This is a genomic window from Streptomyces sp. NPDC002324, from assembly GCF_053593335.1.
Genome location: NZ_JBSFCF010000007.1, coordinates 217,154 through 240,090 on the forward strand (window position 1 = coordinate 217,154; position 22,937 = coordinate 240,090).

A 22,937-nucleotide genomic window follows, 5' to 3' on the forward strand; every position below is an offset into this window, starting at 1 on the left:
ACGCTCCGACGACACCTCCCAGCGCTCTGCCGAGTCTTCTTCTGTGCACAACCACTCCTTCGGGGATGGAACAGGACGGACGGTGGTGTCGGGCCCGGTGTCAGGCCCCGGTGTCGGGCCTCAGGCGTCGGTGTCGGTGTCGGTGTCGGTCTCGGTGGTGACGAGTACGCGCACGTCCCACGGCCCCAGTTCCAGCGGAGCTCCCGCCGGGAGGGCCGCGCCGGTCAGCGCGTCGGACAGGGACACCGGGACGGGAACGGTGGCGGGCTCCCAGGCCCAGTTGTGGACGATGTGGACACGGCGCCCGTCGGGCGAGGTGCCGGTCGTCGCGGTCACGGACGCGGGGAGGGCGCTCCAGGCGTGCCGGGCCGCCGGCGTCAGCCACTCGGCGAGCGCCCGGCCGAGGTCACGGCCGGGGACCGTGCCGACGTACGTGACCTGGCCCGCGCCGTGGCGGCGGGTGGTGACCGCCGGCCAGCGCCCGAAGTGCGGGTGGTCGTAGGTGACCAGCACCTCGGCGTCGGTGGCGGTGAGGCCGTCGGCCCAGCGGGTAGCCGTCGCGCCCTCGGGGAGCCGGAGCGGTCCGCCGGGCGCCGGCCGCAGCGGCACCTCCCGCGTGAGGTTGCTGAACTCGTCGTAGCCGACGCCCGCGGCCTCCGTGAGGCGTCCGGGGGCACGCTCGGCGCGGGCGCGGGCCTCGTGGTCGGCGTAGCCGGTGCGCGGGCCGAGGACGAGATGGCCGCCCGCGTCGGCGTAGGCGGCGAGCCAGTCGAGGGTCGCGTCGGCGGCCAGGTACAGCGCCGGGACGACGAGGACCGGGTGGCGGCGCACGGCCTCCTCGGGCGACAGGCCCTCGCGCTCACCGCTCGGGTCGTGCAGCTGCCGGGCGTGCACGATACGGACCTGGCGGCCCGCGTCGAAGGCGCCCCGGTAGAACGGGTCGAAGATGCGGTGGTAGGCCGCCGCGTCCGGCTCGCCGTCCGGGGTGGCGAGCGGCGGGTACTTCTGCATCAGCCACTTGCTGGGCGTCGAGTACACCATCGTGATGTCGGCGTCCGGTTCGAGTCCGGCGACGAGCGGGCCGGCCGCCTCGAACTCCGCGCCGAGCCGGGCCAGTTCGGCGTACGTGCGGCCGGGCTGCCCGGTGTGGGGGAGGATGCCGCCCCAGTAGGTCTCGGCGCCGAAGTGCAGGGTGTGCCAGTGCCAGTACTCGATCATCCGGGCGCCGCGGGAGACGAGCGCCCAGGCGGCCTGGCGCCACTGGCCGTCGTAGCCGGGGCGGTTGTCCCAGGCCATGCCTATCGAGCCGGCGTTGGTCTCGGTGACGAGGAACGGCTCCTGGCGGGAGGAGAACATCCAGTCGGCGGTCTGGTACAGCGACCACACGCCGGTGGTCTTCCACTTCTGCTCGTGGTTGTCCGGTGTGGGGTCCGGGAGGAGCAGGCCGTCCTGCATGTCGTAGTACGGGTTGCCGGAGGCGATGTCGAGGCGGTCGGACAGCTCGTCGTCCTCCACGCCCTGGCGGGTGTAGGAGATGCAGGTGGTGACGAACTGCTCGGGCGAGGCGTACTCGCGGACGAGGTCGGCCTGCCAGCCGATGAACTCGGTGACCTGCCGGGCCTGGAACTCCCGCCAGGCGACGTCGTACTGGGGCTGCTCGTTGCCGTCCGGCGTCCACAGGTCGGCCCAGGTGGAGAGCCGGTGGGACCAGTAGACCAGGCCCCACTCACGGTTGAGGGTCTCCACGTCGCCGTACTTCTCGCGCAGGTGGTCCACGAAGCGCTGGAAGACGCCGTGGTTGTGGAAGAGGTGCAGACCGGGTTCGTTGTCGACCTGGAAGCCGATGACGGCGGGGTGGTCGGCGTACCGGCCGACGATCTTGCGGATGACCCGCTCGGCGTGGAAGCGGAAGGCCGGGTGGGTGAAGTCGATCTCCTGGCGGGCGCCCCAGCCCATGCGCTCACCGGTGCGCCGCTCGGCCGTGATCTCCGGGTACTGCCGGGCCAGCCACGGCGGCGCCGCGTAGGTCGGTGTGCCGAGGACCACGGAGATGCCGCGCTCGTGGGCGCCGTCCAGCACGGGCTGGAGCCAGTCGAGGTCGAACGTCCCGTTCTCCGGCTCCCAGGTGGACCACACCGACTCGCCGACCCGGATGACGGAGACATGCGCGTCGGCCATCAGGTCCAGGTCGGTCTTGAGGCGTTCGGCGGGCCGTTCGTACGGCTGGTACTCGTGGTAGTACGCGGCACCGAACAGGACGCGGTCAGGCAGAGCCGCCATGAAGAAGAACCTCCGAGAGAAAGGGTGGGGGGAGTGGTACGAGGACGGTGGGCCTTACTGCTTGACGCCGCCGGCGGCCAGACCGCTCTGCCAGTACCGCTGGAGCATGAGGAAGGCCACGACCAGCGGGACGATCGAGATCAGGGAGCCGGTCACGACGAGCGCGAGCATGTCGCTGCTGGCGCCGGCCCCGCCGTTCTGCGCCTGCGCGGCCCAGGAGGCCAGGCCGACGGTGATCGGGTACAGATCGGGGTCGTTGAGCATGATCAGCGGCAGGAAGTAGTTGTTCCAGGTCGCCACCAGCGTGAACAGCAGGACCGTCACCACCCCCGGGGCCATCAGCCGCAGGGCGATGCGGAAGAAGATCCGGGCTTCGCCGGCACCGTCGATCCGGGCGGCCTCCAGGATGCTGTCGGGGACGGAGTCCGCGGCGTAGACGCGCATCAGATAGAGGCCGAACGGGTTGACCAGCGAGGGCAGGATGACCGCCCAGGGGGTGTTGGCCAGGCCCGCCTGCGCGAACAGCAGATAGGTCGGGATGGCCAGCGCGGTCGTCGGCACCATGACCGCGCCGAGGACCAGGTTGAAGGCGAGACGGTCGCCGCGGAAGCGGTACTTGGCGAAGCCGTATCCCGCGGCGGCCGCCAGCAGCGCGGCCCCGACCGCGCTGACCCCGGCGTACAGGACCGTGTTCAGCAGCCAGCGCACGAAGACCCCGTCGTTCTGGGTGAGGGTCTCCTTGATGTTCGTCAGCAGCTGCGGGGCGCCAGAGAACCACAGGCCGAAGCTGTTGAACAGGTCCTGCGTGCTCTTGGTCGAGGCGATCAGCAACCAGAAGAGGGGCAGTAGGAAGTACGCCAGGGCGGCCAGCATGGCGATCGTCAGCGGGGTGCTGCGACGGCCCGGGCGGCTCCTGCGGTGCGCGACGCGCGCCGGCTTGCTCGCCGCCGCGGTGACCGTGGGCGCGGGGGTGGTCGTCGTCACGGGGTCCTCCTGCGGTTGGCGGTGAGCAGGACGCCGTAGGAGGCGATCACGATGACGAGGCCGAGGAGGAAGGACACCGTGGCCGCGTAGTTGACCTGCTGGCCGGTGAAGGCGAGCGTGTAGGCGTAGAGGTTGGCGGTGTAGGAGCTGCTGATCACGTCCGGGGCGAGGTCCTTGAGCAGTTTCGGCTCGTTGAACAGCTGGAAGCTGCCGATCACGGAGAACAGCAGGGTGAGCAGCAACGCCGGGCGGAGCGCCGGGAGTTTGATCGACCAGGCGATGCGCCAGGCCCCGGCGCCGTCCATCGCGGCCGCCTCGTACAGCTCGTGCGGGACCGTGCGCAGGGCGGCGTACAGGATGATCATGTTGTAGCCGACGAACTCCCAGGTCACGATGTTCGCGAGGCTGCCGAGCATCAGGCTCTCGCCGAGGAAGTTCGGGACCGGCAGGTCCAGGTTCCGGCCCAGTTGGGCGAACGGGCCGAAGTCCGGGCCGTACAGATAGCCCCACATGAGCGCGGCGACCACGCTGGGAACGGCGTAGGGGACGAAGATGCCCAGCCGGATCACCCGGGACAGGCGCAGCAGACCGCTGTCGAGCGCGAGCGCGAACAGCAGGGCCAGCAGCAGCATCACGGGCACCTGCACCAGGAAGAACAGCGCGACGCGGCCGACTCCGTGCAGGAACTGGGAGTCGCCGAAGGCCTGGGCGTAGTTGTCGAGGCCGACGAAGACCGTCCCGCCGATCAGACGGGTCTGGAAGAGGCTGAGATAGGCGGCGTACACCAGCGGCGCGAGGAAGAGCAGCAGGAACAGCACCAGGAACGGTGCGACGAAGAGGGGTCCCGCCGAGCGGCGGCGCCGGGTGCCCCCGGGCCGCGAGCGGCCCGGGGCGGTGACAGGGGTGGTGGCGGCCATCTCAGGACCCCTTGACGGTGAAGCCCTGGCCCTTGGCGTACGTGGTCAGCCGCGACTGCCACTGGCCGAGGGCGGCGACCGTGTCCTTCTTGTCGGCGAGGGACTTGCCGACGGTCTCGGTCCAGTCGGTCGCCGCCTGGTCGAGGAACGGCGGCCACTGGAAGGCCGGGTCGACGGTGGCGCTGACGTCGGCGAAGACCTGGTTGACCTTCTGGCCGCCGTAGAAGGCCGGCGCGTCCGACACGAACCCGGCGTCGGTGAGCAGGGCCTTGGTCGCCGGGAAGAAGAACTGCTCGGTGGCGAACATCTCGGCGGTGGCGGGGTCGCTGTTGAGGAACTGCGCGAACACGGCCGCGGCGACGGGGTTCTTGCTGGAACGGATCACCGCCGTGGTCGAGCCGCCCCAGTTGCCCGCGCTGGGCTTGGCCGCGTCCCACTGGGGGAGCGGGGCCGCGCGCCACTTGCCGGCGGTGGCCTTGGCGGAGCCGGAGAGGAAGGCCGGGCCCCAGGCGGCGGTGATCCAGGTGGCGTACTTGCCCTTGTTGAGCCCGGCGTACCAGCCGTCGGTGAAGTCCGGGTCGGTGCTGATCACGCCTTCCTTCGCCAGTCCGCCCCAGTAGGCGCCGAGCTTCTTGGAGACCGCGTCGTCGACGCTGATGGTGATGTCGCCCTTGCCGGTGGTCGTGTACGGCTTGGCGCCGGCCTGCCACAGCAGTCCGTGCCAGGCGGCGGGCTGGCTGGCCGCGAGGTTGGTGAGGTAGACGTCGGGGTCGGCCTTGTGGAGCTTGCGCGCGGCCTCGGCGAACTCGTCCCAGGTGCCCGGCACGTCGATGCCGTGCTTGTCGAAGATGTCCTTGCGGTACAGCAGACCCATCGGGCCGGTGTCCTGCGGGATCGCCCACACCTCGCCCTTGGCGCCGCTGACCTGGCTCCAGGTCCAGTCGACGAACCTGTCCTTCAGCTTGGCGGCACCGTACGGCCGCAGGTCCAGCAGGCTGTCGGTGATGGTGAACGTGGGGATGGCCTGGTACTCGATCTGCACCATGTCCGGGGCGCCGCTGCCCGCCTTCAGCGCCGTACGCAGCTTGGTGTACTGCGGAGTGCCCTGGCCGGCGTTGACGACCTTGATCTTGACGGCCGGGTACTTCTTCTCGAAGAGCGCGATCTCCTTGGCGATGTTCGGGACCCAGGTCCAGAACGTCAGCTCGGTCGGAGTCTTCATCGCCTTGTCGATGTCGGCCTGGCTGATCGGCTCGGCGGAGCCGGAGGAGCCGCCGGAGTCACCGCCGCCGCAGGCGGTGAGGGCCGCCCCGAGCGACAGGGCACCGGTCGTGCTGAGGAAGAACCGACGGCTCATGGCGGACGAGGCGAAGGTGGGCGCGTTTCTGGGCATGGTGAACTCCCGCCGGTGGCGATGGTGGCGGCACGCCTGGTGACGGCGTGCGGAGACGTGGGAAGAGCGAAGTGACTGACGCGGGGGCTGACGCGAGGACGCGGGTGCGAAGGCCCTGGGTCGGTCTCGCGGCTGCGTGGTCGCGGCCGGGGCGCGTACCGGATGCCGCGGGTACGTGCTGGTACGGCGTCGGCTCGCGGCCGGGTCGAGCGGGGCGAGGTGCCCGGGCGGATGCGCGAAAGACGGCTCGGGCGCACCGCCTGGTGCGGGGCGGCCCCGTGTGCGGGGCGCGTCGAGGTGGCGGGGCGTGACGGGTAGGGCGGCTCGATCGGGTGGTCACGCGCCGGCCGTGCGTCGTGACGTCCGGGTGGCGGGTGGTGTCAGTGCTGTGGGGCGGCGCCTCCGGTCGGCTGCGAGGCGGGCGTGCCCACACGGACGCGGGGGGCGGTGCGCCGGCCGCGGGCCGGGGTCCTCCGGCTCGGCGGCGGCGCGGTGGAGGCGCGGACGACGAGGTCGACCGGTGGGTCGCTCGGCGGCAAGGGGTCCGCGTCCGGGTTCTCGATCGCGTGGACGAGACGCTTGAGCCCCTCCTGCGCCACGGCGTCGAACGGCTGCCGCACCGTGGTCAGAGGAGGAGTCACGTAGGCGGCGACCGGAATGTCGTCGAAGCCGACGACACTGACGTCCTGCGGAACCCGTCGCCCCGCCTCCGTCAGCGCGCGGATCAGACCGATCGCCATGTCGTCGTTGGCGGCGAAGACCGCGGTGACGTCACGGTTCCTGGCCAGCTCCCGTCCGGCCGCGTACCCGGACGCGGCCGACCAGTCGCCCTGGACGACCTCGGGGATGTCCCTGCCCCGGGCCGCCAGTGTCGCCTGCCATGCCTCCAGACGGTCCCGGGCGGCGTACCAGCGCTGCGGGCCCGCCAGGTGATGGACCGTGGTGTGGCCCAGCTCCAGCAGGTGCTCGGTGGCGGTACGCGCCATCAGGTGGGCACCGTCGCCCGCGTTCAGCACCGCGGGTGCGGTGACGAACGGCGGGGCGCCGATGACCAGCGCCGGCACGGCGACCCGCAGGGCCCGGTCGGCGCCCTGAACCGCCTCGTCGATCGGCTCCGAGATGACGATGCCGTCCACGCCCTGGTCGAGCAGCGAATCCACGGCTCCCGCGATACCCGCCGGATCGCCCTCCACGGTGTTGACCACGCGCAGCGCGTAGCCCGTGTCGCGGACGACCCGCTCGACCCCCATGAGCAGGGAGGCGGGACCGTACAGAGCCGTGCCCAGCGTCACCACGCCGATGGAGCGGGTGCGCCCCGAGGCCAGCGCCCGGGCGGCGTTGTTACGCCGGTAACCGAGCTGCTCGGCGGCCTCCGTGACGCGTCTGCGCACGTCGGCGGAGACGTACGGCTCGTCGTTGAAGACCCTGGACACGGTCTTCTGCGAGACTCCGGCCAGCCGGGCGACATCCGTGCTGCTCGGCGCGGCGTGGCTGCCGCCCCGCCCTTGCCCTCGCGTCATGGTGCCCTCCCCGGTGACCGTCACGAACAGCCCAATGATGTCAGACGGCATTTCTGACTGCGCTGTCATGTCTGCGTAGTCATGTCTACGCAGTCACACGGCTGTCGTCAAGGCTCGGTACCGAACCGTGATGCCGGGATCACGGCTCCGGGGTCGGGCCGCGGGGAGCCGTGGACCTCAGGCGTCCGGAGCCGCGTGCACGCGGCGGCCGTCCACGAAGGTCTGCAGGACCCGGGTGGCGGCGATGTCCCCGGGCGGCCCCGCGAACGGGTCGCGGTCGAGGACGACCAGGTCGGCCGCCTTGCCGACGGAGATGCTTCCGGTGAGGGCGTCGAGATGGTTCACGTAGGCGCTGCCGGCGGTGTGGGCGGCGAGGGCCGAGCCGAGGTCGAGACGCTGGCCGGGCAGGAACTCCGGGGTGCCCTCGGGGGCGTCGGGGGAGCGCCGGTTGACCGCGACATGGACGGCCTGGAGCGGGTCGGGGCTGCTGACCGGCCAGTCGCTGCCCGCCGCCAGGGTCGCCCCGGCGCGCAGCAGGTCGCCGAACGGGTACTGCCGGGCGCCGCGTTCGGGCCCGAGGAAGGGCAGGGTGAGTTCGTCCATCTGCGGTTCGTGGGCGGCCCACAGCATCTGCAGGTTGGCGGTGGCGCCGAGTGCCCGGAAGCGCGGTACGTCGTCGGGGTGGACGACCTGGAGATGGGCCAGGTGATGACGGGTGTCGCGGTGGCCGCCCGCGGTGCGGGCGGCCTCGACGGCGTCGAGCGCCTCGCGCACCGCGCGGTCGCCGAGCGCGTGGAAGTGCACCTGGAAACCGAGCGCGTCGAGTTCGGTGACGTACTTCCTCAGCTCGCCCGGTTCGACGAAGCTGATGCCGCTGCCGCCCGAGGCGCAGCCGCAGCCCGTGAGGTACGGGTCGAGCATGGCGGCCGTGTGGTTCTCGGCGATGCCGTCCTGCATGATCTTCACCGTGCCGGCGCGGAACCGGCCCCCGCTCAACTCCTCCCGCCGCACGACGAGTTCGGGGATCTGCTCGGCGCCACGCTCCCGGTCCCACCACAGGGCGCCGACGACGCGCGCGGTGAGGAGCCCCCGGTCGACGGCCGTGCGGTACGAGGGCGCCGGGTCGGTCATGTTGGCGTACGCGCCGACGATGGCGTCCTGCCAGGCGGTGACCCCGTGGGAGTGCAGCACGGCCTGGGCGCGCAGCAGGGCGGTCAGCTGTTCCTCGGCGGTGGGCTCGGGCACCAGCCGGCCCACCAGGTGGACGGCGCCCTCCTGGAGCATGCCGGTCGGGTTGCCGTCGGCGTCGCGTTCGATCCGGCCGTCGGCGGGGTCGGGGGTGCGGGCGTCGATACCGGCCAGCTCCAGGGCCCGGGTGTTGACCCAGGCGCCGTGATGGTCGCGGTTGGGCAGGAAGACCGGACGGTCGGGGACGATCGCGTCGAGGGCGGCGGCGGTCGGGGCGCCGCCGGGGAAGGCCTCCAGGGACCAGCCGCCGCCGGTGATCCACGCGGCGTCGGGGTGCGTGTCGGCGTAGGCCCGGATCCGCCGTAGGTACTCGGCGGGGTCGGAGGTGTCGGCGAGATGGCACGCGCCGAGTTCCAGGCCCGCGCCCTGCGGGTGCACATGGGCGTCCTGGAAGCCGGGCAGCAGCAGCTTCCCGGCGAGGTCGACGACCTCGGTGCCGGGCCCGACGAGCGCGTGCACCTCGTCGTGGCCGACGGCGGTGATCCGCCCGCCGTGCACGGCCACGGCGGTGGCACGGCTGCGGGCGGGATCGACGGTGTGGACGGGACCGCCGGTGAGGACGAGGTCGGCGGGGCCCGTGACCTGGGACGACTGCGGCATGGGGGAGTACTTCCTGGGAGACGCGGGGGCGGAGAGGGGGCCGGGACAGGGGCTCAGACGGCCGTGCGGTCCATGGGCAGGGCGATGGCCTCGGCGTCGGTGCCGCGTCCGGTGGCGAAGTACGGCGACCTGCGGCCGTACTTGGCGACGGCGGCCATCCCGAGCCCCACCAGGACGATGACGGCGGGCAGGGAGAACATGAACCACCCGTTGTCGGGGCTCAGCGCGAAGTGGTCGCTCATCGTCAGGTACGAGTAGCCGAGGTAGACCCCGAGGCCCAGCAGGACCAGGCCGGACACGCCGGGCACCCCCACGGCGAGCACGGCCGCGCGCGGCCCCTCACGCAGGGCGGACCGGAAGCGGACGGCGCAGGCGAGCGCGGTGAGGCCGTAGTAGAGGGCGACCAGCAGGCCGATGGCGTTGACGGCGGCCAGCAGCATGTCGCTGAGCCGGGGGAGGGCGACGGCCAGCAGGGCGATCGCGGCGGCGATGGACAGCACGACGACCGTGCCGGCGGCGGGGGTGCCGTAGCGCGGGTGCACCCGGGTCCACAGCGGACCCATGGTGCGGTCCCGGCCCATCGCGAGCAGTCCGCGGGCCGTGGGGATCAGCGTGGACTGCACGGAGGCGGCGGCGGAGAACATCAGGGCGACCAGGGGGAGCGTGGCCCAGGGCTCGGCGGCCAGCTTCTGCCCCAGGTACGGCAGGGCCTGCGGGCCGTTCCTGATCAGTTCGGCCAGGCTCATCTCACGCTGGAAGGCGACCGAGGCGAAGAGGAACAGCCCGAGCATGGCGAACAGGGCGATCAGGCCGCCGCGGGCGGCGTCGCCCGGCTCTCTGGTCTCCTCGGTGACGCTGAAGGCGGCGTCCCAGCCCCAGAAGAAGAACACCGCAAGGACCATGCCCTGCGCGAAGGCGGTGCCGTCGGCGATCTCGAAGGGGTTGAACCAGGAGAAGGAGAAGGCCTGGTCACCGGTGAGGAGCGCCCAGCCGCAGAAGCCGATCAGCACGGCGTACTCGAAGACCAGCAGGACGAACTGGAAGCGGGTCGTGGCGCGGGTGCCGGTGACGGCGAGCGCGGTGAGACCGAGCAGGAGCACCAGCCCGACGGCCGTGCTGACGCCGGTGGACGTCGGATCGAGTCCGATGCCCGCCAGGGTGGTGAGGCCGGCCTTGTTGGCGAAGATCAGGACCACCGAGCCCATGACGGCGCTGGTGTAGGCGCAGAAGACGACCGAGCCGACGACGGTGACCCAGCCGGTCAGGAAACCGGGCCACGGGCCGAGGGTCTTGCCGACCCAGGTGTAGCCGTTGCCGCAGTTGGGCTCCGAGCGGTTGAGCCGGGCGTAGGCGGTGGCGATGCCGAGCACGGGCAGGAAGGCCAGGAGCAGGAGCGCCGGCCCCTGCAGTCCCACGATGGTCGCGATCGTGCCCATGCCGATGGCGATGCTGGTGGTGGCGGCCGTGCTGGAGGCGGCGATGGCGACGCCGTCGACCACGCCGAGGGAGCGACGCAGTTGCGTGGATGACATGGAAGGCTCCTCGTGGGGAGGGGACGAGGGTAGAGCCGCGCGGGACTGTGATGGAACACCTGGCGTTCTTCTTGCGTCAATGCTGTTGACATAAGGGGGCCGGGCCCGTTCCATGCCGGTACGCCGCCCGACCGACAGGAGCCCCGCCATGACCGCCCGTGTCCCGCAGGAGCGCAGACGGCGCCGCCCCACCCGCTCCGGCGTCGTGCTGTCGGAGGAGCTGATCGTGGAGACCGCGCTGCGGCTCGTGGGCGAGCACGGCCCGGACGCTCTCAGTGTGCGCCGGCTCGGCACCGCCCTGGGCTGCGACCCCAGCGCCCTCTACCGCTACTTCCACGGCACCGACGACCTGGTGCTCGCCGTCGCCGACCGCATCATCGGCGACGCGATGGCGGGCTTCGTCCCGGGCGACGACTGGGTGGCCGCCCTGCGCGAGATGGCCCTGCGGGTCCGCGCCGGCTACCTCGCCCATCCCCGCGCGGCCGCTTTCGCCTCCTACCGGGTGACCCGGCGCCCCCATGAGATCCGTGCCGTCGACACCGGCATGGGAGTCCTGCTGGCCGCCGGTTTCGGGACAGCCGAGGCGACCCGGCTCTACCGGACGTTCGTCGACACCGTGCTCGGCCACGCCGCCATGGAGGCCGCCTACCGGGCCCTCCCGCGCGAGCGGCGCGAGGCCGACGACCGGGCGTGGCAGGACGTCTACCAGGGGCTGGACCCGGCGTCGTACCCCGCCCTGACCGCCGTGCGTCAGGACCTGCGAGCCATGGCGGACAGCTCCTTCGAGGACGCGGTCGATCTGCTGCTCGAAGCGCTGGCCGCCCGCGCTCCGCACGGACGAACCACGGACCCGGTCTCCCCGCCTACGCATCGGCCGGGCGCGGACCCGGCCTCCCGGCCCACGTACGGACCGGGCGTGGACCCGGCCTCCCGGCCCACGTACGGACCGGGCGTGGACCCGGCCTCCCGGCCGTCGCGCGGACCGGGCGCCGACCCGGCTGCCCGTCCGCGGCGGTCCGGCGCGTACGGGGACCGGCCCCGCCCCGCCGGATGAAACCGCTGTCAGGGACCCGTTTCTGATTGACCGCGTCGCCCTCTACGGTGGGGTCACGGATGCCGACGAGGCGGTGGGGGAGGGCGACGGGCGTGCGTAGGGTTCCACCCGAGATGTTCCGGTTCACGACGGGGGAGAGATCCGATCTGAACGGGGCGGTGCTGGAGGCCTTCGGCGCGGCCGGTGAGCATCTGGAGACGGCGCTCGGGCTCGACGCGGTCCGCGAGTGGCTGCGCGCGGTGGGCTGGGCGGCGGCGGTCGAGGACGACGACCTGCACGAAACGCTCGGAAAGCTCGTGAGGTGGGAGCTGCTGGACGTGGTGCACAACCACGCCGAGAACTACCGCACGGCCGAGGAGTACGAGCGCCGCAACCTGCAGTATTCGCTGACCCGCCGGGGCGAGGCCGCCCTCGCCGCGGTCCGGCACGCGCTGGACGTCCTCGCCTCCACGGGGGCGTTGCAGACGGCCGTGCTGGAGGCGATCGCCGACCGGCTGGACGAACTGAGCCTGCTGGCCGACGAACCCGCCTCCGCCGATCGCCGGATCTTCACCACCCTGCGCGAGCTGGAAGGTCATCTGGAGGCCCTGGTGGAGAACACCAAGGCGTTCAACGGCGAACTCCAGCGGCTGCTGCGCGCCGAGAGCGCCGATCCGGAGGTGTTCCGCGAGGTCAAGGCCGCCACCGTCGCCTATCTCCAGGAGTTCCTGGTCAACCTCGACCGTCGCGGCCAGACCGTCGCCGCCGCCGTGGCCCGGGTGGAGGAGCAAGGCATCGCCGTCTTGCGCGAGCGGGCGCTGCGCGGGGCCGAACTGCCGCCGGTGGCCGGTGCGGACCCCGCGGCCGGCTGGCTGGAGAGCCGCCGCGCCCGCTGGGCGGGACTGCGGTCGTGGTTCCTGCCGGACGACGGGGCGCGGCCCCGCATCGAGCAGCTGCACGACATCGCCCGCCGGGCCATCGTCTCGCTCCTGCAGGTCCTGGAGCGGATCAACGAGTCACGCCGCCGCTCCTCCAGCGCCGTGCAGGACTTCCGGGAACTGGCGCGCTGGTTCGCCGCCGCCCCGGCGGAGGAGGACCTGCACCGGCTGTGGTCGGCGGCCTTCGGACTCGGCCCGGCACGCCACGCCCACCTCGCCCACCCCGACCCGGAACTGATTCCCTCGTCCCGGTCCTGGGCCGAGACCCCGCCCGTGGAGGTGTCGGCGCTCCTGCGGACCAGCGGACGGACGGAACGCTTCACCCGCACGGCCAGGGTGCGCGACGTCGCGGCGGTCCGCGCCGAGCGCGCCGAGCGGGCCCGCGCGGAACGGGCCGAACTCGCCGTCGCCTGGCGGTCGTTGGAGACACCCGGACCCGTGCGGCTGTCGGCGTTCGGCGAGCTGGAACCCGCGGTCTTCGACCGCCTGCTGGACCTGCTCGGCCGCGCCCTGTCCGCCCGGCCGGACGCGGGCGGACTGCGGCGCGCCACGACGGGCGACGGCCGGATGGAGATCGCGCTGGCCCCGCACCCCGACGGCCGCACCGCCCTGCTGCGCACACCGAAGGGCGCGCTGGCCGGACCGGACTACCTCGTCCACATCACGGAGGCGGGAGGCACCGCCACGCTCGCGGCCCCGCCGCCCGCGCGCCGGGAGGCGACCGGATGAGCACCCTCGCCAACCAACTGGCCGCCGCCGAACGCGAGGAGGTCGCCCGCGCCGTCCGCCTCCTGCTGGCCCGCCCCCTGCTCACCGAGACCTCCGACCCGGCCGGCTTCGAACTGGTACGACGCCGTCGCGAGCCCCTGGCCCAGTGGTTCGACTACACCTGCGGCTGGAGCCTGGTGGTCGAACCCCGCCGCGGATACGCCCGCCTCGCCAAGGTCCGCGCGGACCCGGACGGCTCCCGCCCGGCCCGCAGGGCGCGTACGGGCCGGGCCCCCTTCGACCGCCGGCGCTATGTGCTGCTGTGCGTGACGGCGGCCGAGCTGCTGTCGATGCCGATGACGACCATCGGCATGCTCGCCGACCGCGTCGTCCGGGCCACGGCCGCCGACCCGGCCCTGCCCGCGTTCGACCCCGTCCAACGCGCGGAGCGGACGGCGTTCGTCGACGTGCTCAAGCTGCTGGAGTCGTACGACGTGCTGCGCGCGGTGGACGGCTCGACCGAGGCGTACGTGGCCTCCGTGGACGCCAAAGTCCTCTACCGTGTGGACACCACCCTGCTGATGCGCCTGCCCGCGGCACCCGTCGGCGCCTCCCGCCTGGCCGTACCCCCCGACGAGGTCCCCGCCCGATTCGGGGAACTCCTCACGGGGCTGGTGCGCGAACGCCGCTACGGCGGCGCGGTCACCGGCGACGGCACGGCGGACGACGAGCCGGGCGGGACGGCCGCCACGGACGCCCAGCGCAACCTGAGACTGCGGCACTCGGTCCTGCGGCGCCTCTTCGACGACCCCGTCCTGTACCGGTCCGACCTCACCGACGACGAACTGGCCTACGTCACCTCCCTGACCGGACGACAGATCCTGCGCCGCTCGGTCGAACAGGCTGGCTTCCTCCTGGAGGACCGTGCCGAGGGCTTCCTGCTCGTCGACCCGGACGGGCTCGCCACCGACGTCCGTTTCCCCGACGACACCTCCACCGCACGGGTCGCCGCGCTGCTCCTCCTGGAACCCCTCTGCGCCGCGCCCGCCGGACTCCTCCCCGAGCAGCTCGGCGAGGTGGGCGTCGACCTGCTGCGCCGCTTCCCGCGCTGGGCCAAGGCCTACCGGTCCGAGGACGGCGCGGCCCGCCTGTCCGACGACGCCGTCGGCGTACTGCGTGACGTCGGTCTGGCCCACCGGGTGGGCGGCCGTGTCGTCGCGCGCCCGGCCGCCCACCGCTACCGCCTGACGGAGACGACGAGTTCGGCCCCGGAAGCACCGGCGACAGAGGAAACAGAGGACGACAGGCAGTGAGCGTGACAGAGCTTCCCGTTCCCCGGCGGCCCGAGTTCCCCGAGCCCGCGCGCACACCGGAGCGAGCGGCCGAGGCGCCCAGCGGCCGCTGGCAGCCGCACCGCGCCGGCATCCTCAACGTCTGGCGCTACTACGACGAGACGTTCACCTTCCACCAGGGCCGCCTGCTGCTGCGCGGCCAGAACGGCTCGGGCAAGTCCAAGGCCCTGGAACTGCTGCTGCCCTTCCTCTTCGACGCCAGCCTCCGCCCCAACCGCCTGTCCACGTTCGGCGGTTCGGAGCGCACCATGCACTGGAACCTGCTCGGCGAGGGCGCCACCGGAAAGACCCGCGTCGGATACGTGTGGATGGAGTTCCGCCGCGTCGACGACGACGGCACCGAGCGCTGGTTCGGCTGCGGGGCACGTCTGCAGGCGAGCGTGCACACCACCGGGGTGCACGCCGACTACTTCACCACCGGCGCCCGGATCGCCCACCCCGACGGCGTGCTCCTGGTCAACGAGGCGGGACAGCCGCTGACCCGCGCCGCCCTCACCGAAGCCCTGGGCGACCGGGGCGACGTACACGCCTCGGCAACCGACCACCGCACGGCCGTACGACGCGCGCTCTTCGCCGGGATGGGGGAGCAGCGCTACGAGTCGCTGCTGTCCGCCCTGCTCCAGCTGCGCCAGCCCAAACTCTCCGAACGCCTCGACCCGTCCCTGCTCTCCACCCTGTTGTCCCGGGCCCTGCCGCCGCTGGGCGAGGGCGAGATCGCCGAACTCGCCGAGGGCTTCGAACGGCTGGACCGCCAGCGGGAACACCTGAGACGGCTCGACGACGAAGTGGCGGCGGCCGAGACCGTCGCCGCGCGGCAGCGGGGCTACGCGCGACGGGTCCTGCGCGCCGCCTCGGCCGCGCTGATCTCGGCCACCACCGAGATGGACGACCTCACCCGCGCGGCCCGGAGAAGCGCCGAGGAGTTCGAACAGGCCGTCGCGCAACGCGAGTCGGCCCGGGCCCTGCGCGAGGAACAGGAGCTGCGCGCACACGCCCTGGAGGAGACCGTCGAGGGCCTGCGGGAGAGCGACGCGTACAAGCGGGGCGAGGAGCTGGACCGGCTCCGCCGCCGCACCGAGGACGGGACGGCGGTCGCCGCACGGCGGCGGGCCCTCGCCGAGGCCGACCGGGCCGAGGCGGAGAGGGACCGCAGGCACGCCGACGAGACGGCGGGCCGGGCCCGCGTCCTCGACGAGCACGCGCGCGAAGTCGCCGAGGAAGCACGCCGGTCGGCCCGTTCGGCGGGCCTGGAGTCCATCCACCATGAGGCGGACAGCATCCTGGACGCCGCTTCTGACGGCCCCCGGCGGGCAGCGGACGGCGGGCAGGGGCGGGCGGACCCCGGCGCGTCCCCGGCGGGCGAGAACGGTGCCCGGCAGGCCCGCCGGCTGCTGCGGGGCGCGGTCACCGCCCGGCGTCGGCAACTCGCCGTCATCGCCGAGGCGATGGACGCACACGACCGCGCGGTACGCGACCGGGGCGCCGCCGAGGATCTGCTGGACGAGGCCCGGGCCCGGTTCGCGGAGGCGGTCGCCCGGCGGGACGCGGCGTCCGGAGCCTGGGACGACGCCCTGGCCGCGCAGGCCCGACGGCTGCTCGACTGGGCCGGCGCATGCGCCGAACTGCGCATCGCCGACCCCGGGGAACTCGCCGCCGCAGCGGCGGCCGAGGCCGAGGTGACGGCCCTCGTCGAAGCGGCCGCCCGCCCGCTGGAACGGGAGATCGCCACGGCGGAGGCCACCGTCCGGGCAGCGCGTCCGGGCCTGTGGGACGAGCGGGGCCGGCTCGTGGAGGAGGTACAGCGGCTCAGCGGTGAGACCGATCTGCCGCCGCCGTCCCCGGCCACCCGCACCACCGTCCGCACGGCGACGGCGGGAGCACCCCTGTGGCGGCTGATCGCCTTCCGTGAAGGAGTCCCGCTCCCGGTCCAGGCGGCGGTGGAGGCCGCGCTCGAGGCGTCGGGCCTCCTGGACGCCTGGGTCGGCCCCTATGGCGGGATCACACTGCCGGGTCACGACACCCGTGCCGAGGCCGCGCTGGCGGTGGCCGCTCCGGGCCACAGCCTGCTGGCGGTGCTGCGGCCCGAGGAGGGCATCCCGGTGCCGGTCGACACCGTGACCCGGATCCTCGCCGGGGTCGCGTTCGGGTCGGGCCTGCCCGACGGTCACGCAGCGGCCGTGTCCGCCGGCGGCGCCTGGCGGCTCGCGCTCGCCACCGGGTCCTGGAGCAAGCCGGAACCGGCCTACATCGGCACCCTCGCCCGGCAGCGGGCCCGGCAGCGTGCGATCGGCGAGCTGACCGACCGCATCGCCGGGGCGAACGCCTCCCTCGCCGCGCTCGACGACCGCTCGCGCGACCTCGCCGCCCGCCGCGCCCGGCTGGACGCCGACCGGGCCGCCCGCCCCGACCACCGGGAACTCGACGCCCGGCGGCGCGACCGGGACCGGGCGGAGGAGGCGGTGGCCGCCCGGGACGACGCCGTCCGCGATGCCGCCGGGCGGCTGGCGCGGTGCGAGAGCGAGGTGGCGGGCGCGCTGCGTACGCTCGGCCGCCGGGCCGCGGAACACGCGCTGCCCACCGACCGCGGCCGGCTGAGCGCACTCTCCGCCGACCTCGACAGGTACCGGGACAGCGCCGACAGCTGGGTGGACGCCCGTCTCGCCGCGGACGTCGCGGCCGACACGGCCCGGCAGTCGGCCGCGCGGGCGGACCGCTCGCACCGGGCGGCCGAGGAACAGGCCGGGGACGCGGCCGCCGCCGAGGCGGAGGCCGCGGGTCTGCGGGCGCGCCTGGAGGCGGTGGAGGCCACCGTCGGCGCGGACTACCGGCAGATCGTCGCGCGGGTCGCCGAGGTGCGTGAGGAACTGCGCCGCTGCCGTGAGGCGGCCGCCCGGGCGGCCGACCTCCTGCTCCGGCTGGAAGGACGGATCGGCGGGCTGCGGGCCGTCAGCGGACAGGACGCCGCACGACGGGAGCAGTCCGTCCTGGTCCGGGACCGCGCGGCGCACCGGCTCCGGCATCTGTGCCTGGTCGGGCTGGCCGAGGACGCGGGCCTCCCGTCGGAACCGGACGCCGGGGACGGCACCAGGGCCACTCTGGAGACCGCCCGCGCCGTCGCGGCGCACTGGCCCGGCATCCCGCACGCCCCGCGCAACCTGGGCGACGCCGCGACCCGGCTCTCGGAGGCGGTCCACGAGGCCCGTCGGCACCTGGGTGCCCGGGCCGACCTGGACCTGGAACCCGACGACGACGTCCAGCTGTTCACCGCCACCCTGGACGGCGTACGCGTGGGGGCCACGGGCCTGCTCGGCGCGCTCGCCCGGCAACGCGACGGCAGCCGTGACGACATCACCGGCGGAGAGAGGCGCCTCTTCGACCAGATCCTCACCGGCGACATCCGCCGCCACCTCGCGGTCCGCATCCGCCAGGCCGGTGAACTCGTCGACCGGATGAACGGACACCTGGAGCGGGTCCGAACCGCCTCCGACGTCGCCGTCCAGCTCGTCTGGGACGTCCGGCCGGATCTCCCCGACAGCACCCGCACCGCCCGGCAGTTGCTGCTGAAGGACCCCGGCCGGGTCACCGAGTCCGACCGGGAGGCCCTGCACGCCTTCTTCCGTGCCCGTGTCGGGGAGGCCAAGGGCAGCGACACGGCCGCGAGCTGGGAGGAACAGCTCGGCGAGGTGCTCGACTACACCGCCTGGCACCGCTTCACCGTCCGCCTCGACCGGGCCGGCGGCACCGGCTGGCAGCCGCTGACGAAGAAGCTGCACGGCGCGCTCTCCGGCGGGGAGAAGGCCATCGCGCTGCACCTGCCGCTGTTCGCCGCGGTCGCCGCGCACTACGAGGCGGTGCCGCTGGCGCCCCGGCCGATCCTGCTGGACGAGGTCTTCGTCGGCGTCGACACCGTCAACCGCGGACAGGTCTTCGCCCTGCTCACCGCACTCGACCTGGACCTCATGGTCACCTCCGACCACGAGTGGTGCACCTACGGCGAGCTGCCCGGCATCGCCGTCCACCAACTCCTCACCGACGGGCACGACGACGCGGTCACCAGCGCCCGTTTCGTCTGGAACGGCACCGACCTGGAGACGGGATGACCTCCCGCGACCCGGCTCCTCACGACCCGGCTCCTCACGACCTGGCTCCTCACGACCCGGCTCCTCACGACCTGGTTCAACGCGTCTCGGCCCCCGGCGGCCCGACCCCGGGCGAGCGCACCCTGCGCCGCCCCGAGCTGCGCCCCCTGTGGGCCACGGTCCACGACCGCCTCTCCTCCGGCCGCCCCGTCGCCCGGGTGCGGCTCGGACCGCTCGACGACGCCCAGCGCGAGGCCCTCGCCGATCTGCTGGGCCTGGACCGGCTGCCGGACGCCCGCCCCTTCGTCGCCCTGGCCCGCCTGGAGGAGGCCGTCGCCGAACTGTGCGGCCGGACGGTGCGCGAAGCCGTCACCGACCTCGTCGGCCCTCTCGACGACCGCGCGGGCGCCCGCCGTCGGCGGGACGTCGAACGGGCCGGGCTGTGGACCTGGCTGGACGGCCACGCCACCGTGCGGGCCCAGCCCGCGCTCGCCGACTGGACCGCCTCGTGCCGAGCCGCCGGCCTGGTCGGCGGCTCACCGGAACGCACCCGCTCCCTGCTGACCGACGCGCTGACCGTGCTCGCCGAGCTGCCCGCCCGGGCCGAGCCCCTGCCCGTGTTCGCGGCCCGGGTCCTGCGCGGCGACTCTCACGCCCTCGACGACGGCACGCGCCTGTCCGCCCTCGTCCTGCGCGCCCTGGCGGCCCTCCACGACAGCGCCCCGCCGCGATCGGCCGCGGACCGGCGTGCCCTGTGGGCGTGTGCGGGCGTCGCCGACGACGACCTGTCCGCCACCGTGCTCGTCGCGGGACTGCGCCCGTCCGGCGAGGGGCCGCTCGCCCGCGTGAGCCGGGTCTGCGCCGAGGCCGGACAGGGAGCCGCCCTGACCCTCGCCCAGCTGCGGGCCCCGGGTGAGTTCGGCCTCCGGGCGGACCCCGTGACCGTCGTCCACGCCGTGGAGAACCCCAGCATCCTGGCCCTCGCCCTGCGCCGCTTCGGCCCGGTCTGTCCGCCACTGGTGTGCACGTCCGGCTGGCCCAACAGTGCGGCCGTCCACCTTCTCCGGCTCCTCGCGGACCACGGCGCGGCCCTCCGCTACCACGGCGACTTCGACGGCGAGGGCATCCGTATCGCCGCCTACGTCCTGGACAAGACACCGGCCCGTCCCTGGCGCATGGCGGCGGCGGACTACCGCGCGGCGGTCGCGCGCTCCCCGCACGGCCCCCGGCCCGGCCGCCTCACCGAGGCCCCCTGGGACCCCGCGCTGACCCCAGCCGTCCTCGACCACGACACCGCCGTCGTCGAGGAGTTGACGGCCGACGACCTGCTGACGGACCTCGCCGCGCACGTACGGGCGTGAGCGCCGCGCACGTACGGGTGCGAGCCCGGCGGGGAGGCGTCAGCCGGAGGTGCCGAGCATCTCATCGGCCTGGCCGCCGCAGCCCGACTCGTCGAGCGGCACCTCGAACCCCCGGTGCTGGAAGCCGGGCCGGCCGCGGGCAGCGCCGCTCGCCCCGACCGGACGGGTCCGCCCAGACGCCTCCCCTCCGGTACGACCCAGCCCCGTACGGGACAAGCCTGGACGCCGGCCGCCGGAGAAGCACCCACACCGAGCGCCCTGCAGACCTTCCGTCACTGACCGCCCACGCTGGGTCGTCAGCGCGAAGCCGGAACTGCCGGAAGGGCTGTGGGACAAGCTCGGCGGGACCGTACGCGAACCGAGCGGCCTGGGCCCCGCACCGGCGGCCCCGAGCACCTCGTGAGGCCACCGCGCTCCCCGCACGGAACTCGGCGCGGGGCAGCGCGAGATGCCTCCGAGGAGGTCAGCCGACGTGTACCCGAGGACGTCGGGCCCGGTCGCGTTCCGCCTCGCGCAGGACCTCCCGGGTGACCGGGGCGACCTCGCCCTGGCCGAAGAGGAAGAAGCGGAGGAAGTTGGCGAAGGGTCCGCCCTCGGTCCACTCGAAGTAGATGTGCGGCAGGGCGCCCGTCGAGTCGCGGACGTGCAGGAGCAGGGCGGCCAGGGCGTTGGGGATCGAGGACGACTCCAGGGTCAGGACGCGGTAGCGGCCGTGCATCACCTCGCCCCGGACCGTCAGGCCGGCCTCGAACTCCGAGGGGTCCGTCACCGTCACCTCGACGAACACGAAGTCCTCGGCGGTGGGGAGGTCGTTGTCGTGACGGATCTGTTCGATCTTCTCGCGGTACTCGGTACGGTCCCTGTTGTCGGGCTCGTTGGCGATGAAGCGGATCTTACGGTGGGCGATGTCCCGGACGAAACGTTCCGCCATGTCGTCCAGCCGCACACTCGTCACGCGCAGCTCGAAGGCGCGGGCCAGACGGGACAGGAGCGAGACGAGGATGATGCCGGCGATGAAGCAGGCGCCGATCTTCACACCGTCGGGGCGTTCGACGACGTTCAGGACGGTGGTGTAGAGGAAGACGGCCGAGATGACGCCGAAGGCGATGGTCCAGTTGCGCTGGCCGGCCTTGCGCGCGGCGATGGTCACCGCGATCGCCGCCGAGCTGATCAGGACCAGGACACCCGTGGCGTAGGCGCCGCCCTGGGCGTCGACGTCCGCGTCGAAGATCCAGGTGACCAGGAAGCCGACCAGGGTGAAGACGATGACCATGGGCCGGACGGCGCGGGCCCAGTGCGGGGCCATGCCGTAGCGGGGCAGGTAGCGCGGCATCAGGTTCAGCAGGCCGGCCATGGCGGAGGCGCCCGCGAACCAGAGGATGGCGATGGTGGAGACGTCGTAGACCGTGCCGAAGGCGCTCCCCAGGTAGTCGTGCGCCAGATAGGCCAGGGCGCGCCCGTTGGCGTCGCCGCCCGGCTCGAACTCCTTCTCCGGAATGAGCAGGGTGGTGATGAAGCTCGTGCAGACCAGGAAGACGCTCATGATCACGGCGGCCGCGGTCAGGAGCTTCTTCGTGTCGCGGATACGGCCCCCTGGATTCTCCTCGGTGTCGCCGGGGTCCCCCTGCACGTGCGGCATGACCGCGACACCGGTCTCGAAGCCGGAGAGGCCGAGCGCGAGCTTGGGGAAGACGATCAGGGCCACACCGATCATGACGAAGACGTTGCCGTGTTCGGCGGTCAGTGCGGTCGACCAGTCGGTGACGACATGGCCCTCGGTGACGACGTGCCACAGGCCGACGGCCACGACCACGACGTTCAGCCCGAGGTAGACACCCACCAGGACCACCGCGACGCCGATGGCCTCCAGGAAGCCCTTCAGGAACACCGCGCCCAGCAGGGCGATGAGGACGAGCGTGATCAGGACCTGTTTGTCGTGGAGGGCACCGGTGAGGTGGGGGTTCTCGATCAGGTGGGTGGAGGCGTCCGCGGCCGAGAGGGTGATCGTGATCAGGAAGTCGGTCGCCGCGAAGCCCAGCAGGGTGAGGACGAACAACTTGCCCTTCCAGAACGTCAGTAGCCGCTCCAGCATGGCGATCGACCCCTCGCCCCGGGGGCTCTCCTCGGCCACGCGGCGGTAGACGGGAAGCGCTCCGGCGAGCGTGACGATCACGAGGACGATGGTCGCCACGGGGGAGAGGAGACCGGCGGCGAGGGCGGCGATGCCCGGCTGGTAGCCGAGGGTGGAGAAGTAGTCGACGCCCGTCAGGCACATCACCCGCCACCAGGGCCGTCCGGTGTGCTCGGGCCGGGGCGGGGCGTGCGGTCCGGTGTGGCCGCCGCCCTTGCCCATGTCGGACAGCCCCTCCAGCATCCAGGCCCGCAGACGGCTGGTGCGGGTGTCCTCCAGGGTGGCCATGGACGCTCCTGACGTGCGGTGATACGAACGTTTCCGGCCATCGGAAGACCGCCGCATCAGCGTAGGCAACGAGAGATGCCCAGGCCATGGGGAAGGGGACAAGGCGGCGTCAAGACCGCGTTAAGGTCTGCGCCGACGGGGTCCGGGGTGCGGGCGGCCCGCTGCTTTCCGCGTCGCGTCGTGGAGAAGGAGCGCGGAAAAGTAGCGCGCAGGAGGAGCGCAAGAGGAGCGCGGGGAAGAAGGCCCAGCCCGGCGCGTAAGAGGTCTGTCAAAGCCGACGCCGTCCCCGTCAGGGATGCGTCAAGGCCGACCGATTCCGGCCGGCGAGGAGGTTCCCTCGAAGGCGTCCGGTTCTCTTTCGAACCTCTTTCGAACATCTCTCAGCTCTAGGAGTTCGCGATGGCCGATGTGGCCTTCGTCGTCGTCACGGTCGCGGTGTTCGCGCTGGTGGCTCTGGTCGCCAAGGGGGTGACCCGGCTGTGAGCGTCGAGAACGTCGTCGGCCTGGTCGTGTCCGTCGCCCTGCTGGGCTATCTCGTCCTCGCCCTGATCTTCCCGGAGAGGTTCTGAGAAA

The 22,937-nt window shown here is 73.1% G+C and carries 13 protein-coding genes and 1 pseudogene; 6 read left to right on the plus strand and 8 right to left on the minus strand.

Annotated features, from left to right (window positions below):
* Positions 1–120: 120 nt before the first annotated feature.
* The 7 genes from ACWCRJ_RS13070 to ACWCRJ_RS13100 all read right to left on the minus strand — a co-directional run bounded on the left by ACWCRJ_RS13070 (position 121) and on the right by ACWCRJ_RS13100 (position 10,474).
* Positions 121–2,280, minus strand: a complete 2,160-nt coding sequence (locus ACWCRJ_RS13070; RefSeq protein WP_450939355.1) for a beta-galactosidase — start codon at positions 2,278–2,280, stop codon at positions 121–123.
* A gap of 54 nt (positions 2,281–2,334) precedes the next feature.
* Positions 2,335–3,264 (minus strand): carbohydrate ABC transporter permease, encoded by a 930-nt coding sequence (locus ACWCRJ_RS13075; protein ID WP_450939356.1) that lies wholly within the window; start codon positions 3,262–3,264, stop codon positions 2,335–2,337.
* Positions 3,261–4,181, minus strand: a complete 921-nt coding sequence (locus ACWCRJ_RS13080; protein ID WP_450939357.1) for a carbohydrate ABC transporter permease — start codon at positions 4,179–4,181, stop codon at positions 3,261–3,263. Before ACWCRJ_RS13080 ends, ACWCRJ_RS13075 begins: the two co-directional genes overlap by 4 nt.
* A gap of 1 nt (position 4,182) precedes the next feature.
* The gene (locus ACWCRJ_RS13085; RefSeq protein WP_450939358.1) at positions 4,183–5,574 is read right to left on the minus strand and encodes an ABC transporter substrate-binding protein; all 1,392 of its coding nucleotides are present in this window, start codon (positions 5,572–5,574) and stop codon (positions 4,183–4,185) included.
* A gap of 380 nt (positions 5,575–5,954) precedes the next feature.
* Positions 5,955–7,094 (minus strand): LacI family DNA-binding transcriptional regulator, encoded by a 1,140-nt coding sequence (locus tag ACWCRJ_RS13090; protein ID WP_450939359.1) that lies wholly within the window; start codon positions 7,092–7,094, stop codon positions 5,955–5,957.
* A 177-nt stretch (positions 7,095–7,271) separates the two neighbouring features.
* Positions 7,272–8,942, minus strand: a complete 1,671-nt coding sequence (locus tag ACWCRJ_RS13095; RefSeq protein ID WP_450939360.1) for an amidohydrolase — start codon at positions 8,940–8,942, stop codon at positions 7,272–7,274.
* Between the two features lie 53 nt (positions 8,943–8,995).
* Positions 8,996–10,474, minus strand: a complete 1,479-nt coding sequence (locus ACWCRJ_RS13100) for an APC family permease (protein WP_450939361.1) — start codon at positions 10,472–10,474, stop codon at positions 8,996–8,998.
* Positions 10,475–10,622: 148 nt separating this feature from the next.
* Here ACWCRJ_RS13100 and ACWCRJ_RS13105 point away from each other — a divergent pair.
* The 5 genes and pseudogenes from ACWCRJ_RS13105 to ACWCRJ_RS13125 all read left to right on the plus strand — a co-directional run.
* Positions 10,623–11,327: pseudogene (locus ACWCRJ_RS13105) on the plus strand (TetR/AcrR family transcriptional regulator); the annotation flags it as partial.
* A 293-nt stretch (positions 11,328–11,620) separates the two neighbouring features.
* Positions 11,621–13,174, plus strand: coding sequence for a TIGR02677 family protein (locus ACWCRJ_RS13110; protein WP_450939362.1), 1,554 nt, complete (start codon positions 11,621–11,623; stop codon positions 13,172–13,174).
* Positions 13,171–14,466, plus strand: a complete 1,296-nt coding sequence (locus tag ACWCRJ_RS13115) for a TIGR02678 family protein (protein WP_450939363.1) — start codon at positions 13,171–13,173, stop codon at positions 14,464–14,466. Before ACWCRJ_RS13110 ends, ACWCRJ_RS13115 begins: the two co-directional genes overlap by 4 nt.
* On the plus strand, positions 14,463–18,605 hold the full coding sequence (locus ACWCRJ_RS13120) for a TIGR02680 family protein (RefSeq protein ID WP_450939364.1): 4,143 nt from the start codon (positions 14,463–14,465) through the stop codon (positions 18,603–18,605). The genes ACWCRJ_RS13115 and ACWCRJ_RS13120 overlap by 4 nt, the downstream gene beginning before the upstream one ends.
* Positions 18,602–19,945, plus strand: a complete 1,344-nt coding sequence (locus tag ACWCRJ_RS13125; protein ID WP_450939365.1) for a TIGR02679 family protein — start codon at positions 18,602–18,604, stop codon at positions 19,943–19,945. The genes ACWCRJ_RS13120 and ACWCRJ_RS13125 overlap by 4 nt, the downstream gene beginning before the upstream one ends.
* 463 nt (positions 19,946–20,408) lie before the next feature.
* Here the strand turns inward: ACWCRJ_RS13125 and ACWCRJ_RS13130 are convergent, their stop codons facing one another.
* The gene (locus ACWCRJ_RS13130) at positions 20,409–22,364 is read right to left on the minus strand and encodes an amino acid transporter (protein ID WP_450939366.1); all 1,956 of its coding nucleotides are present in this window, start codon (positions 22,362–22,364) and stop codon (positions 20,409–20,411) included.
* A gap of 479 nt (positions 22,365–22,843) precedes the next feature.
* Here ACWCRJ_RS13130 and kdpF point away from each other — a divergent pair, with 479 nt between their 5' ends.
* Positions 22,844–22,933 (plus strand): K(+)-transporting ATPase subunit F, encoded by a 90-nt coding sequence (kdpF, locus tag ACWCRJ_RS13135; RefSeq protein WP_450939367.1) that lies wholly within the window; start codon positions 22,844–22,846, stop codon positions 22,931–22,933.
* The last annotated feature ends 4 nt before the right edge of the window (positions 22,934–22,937 follow it).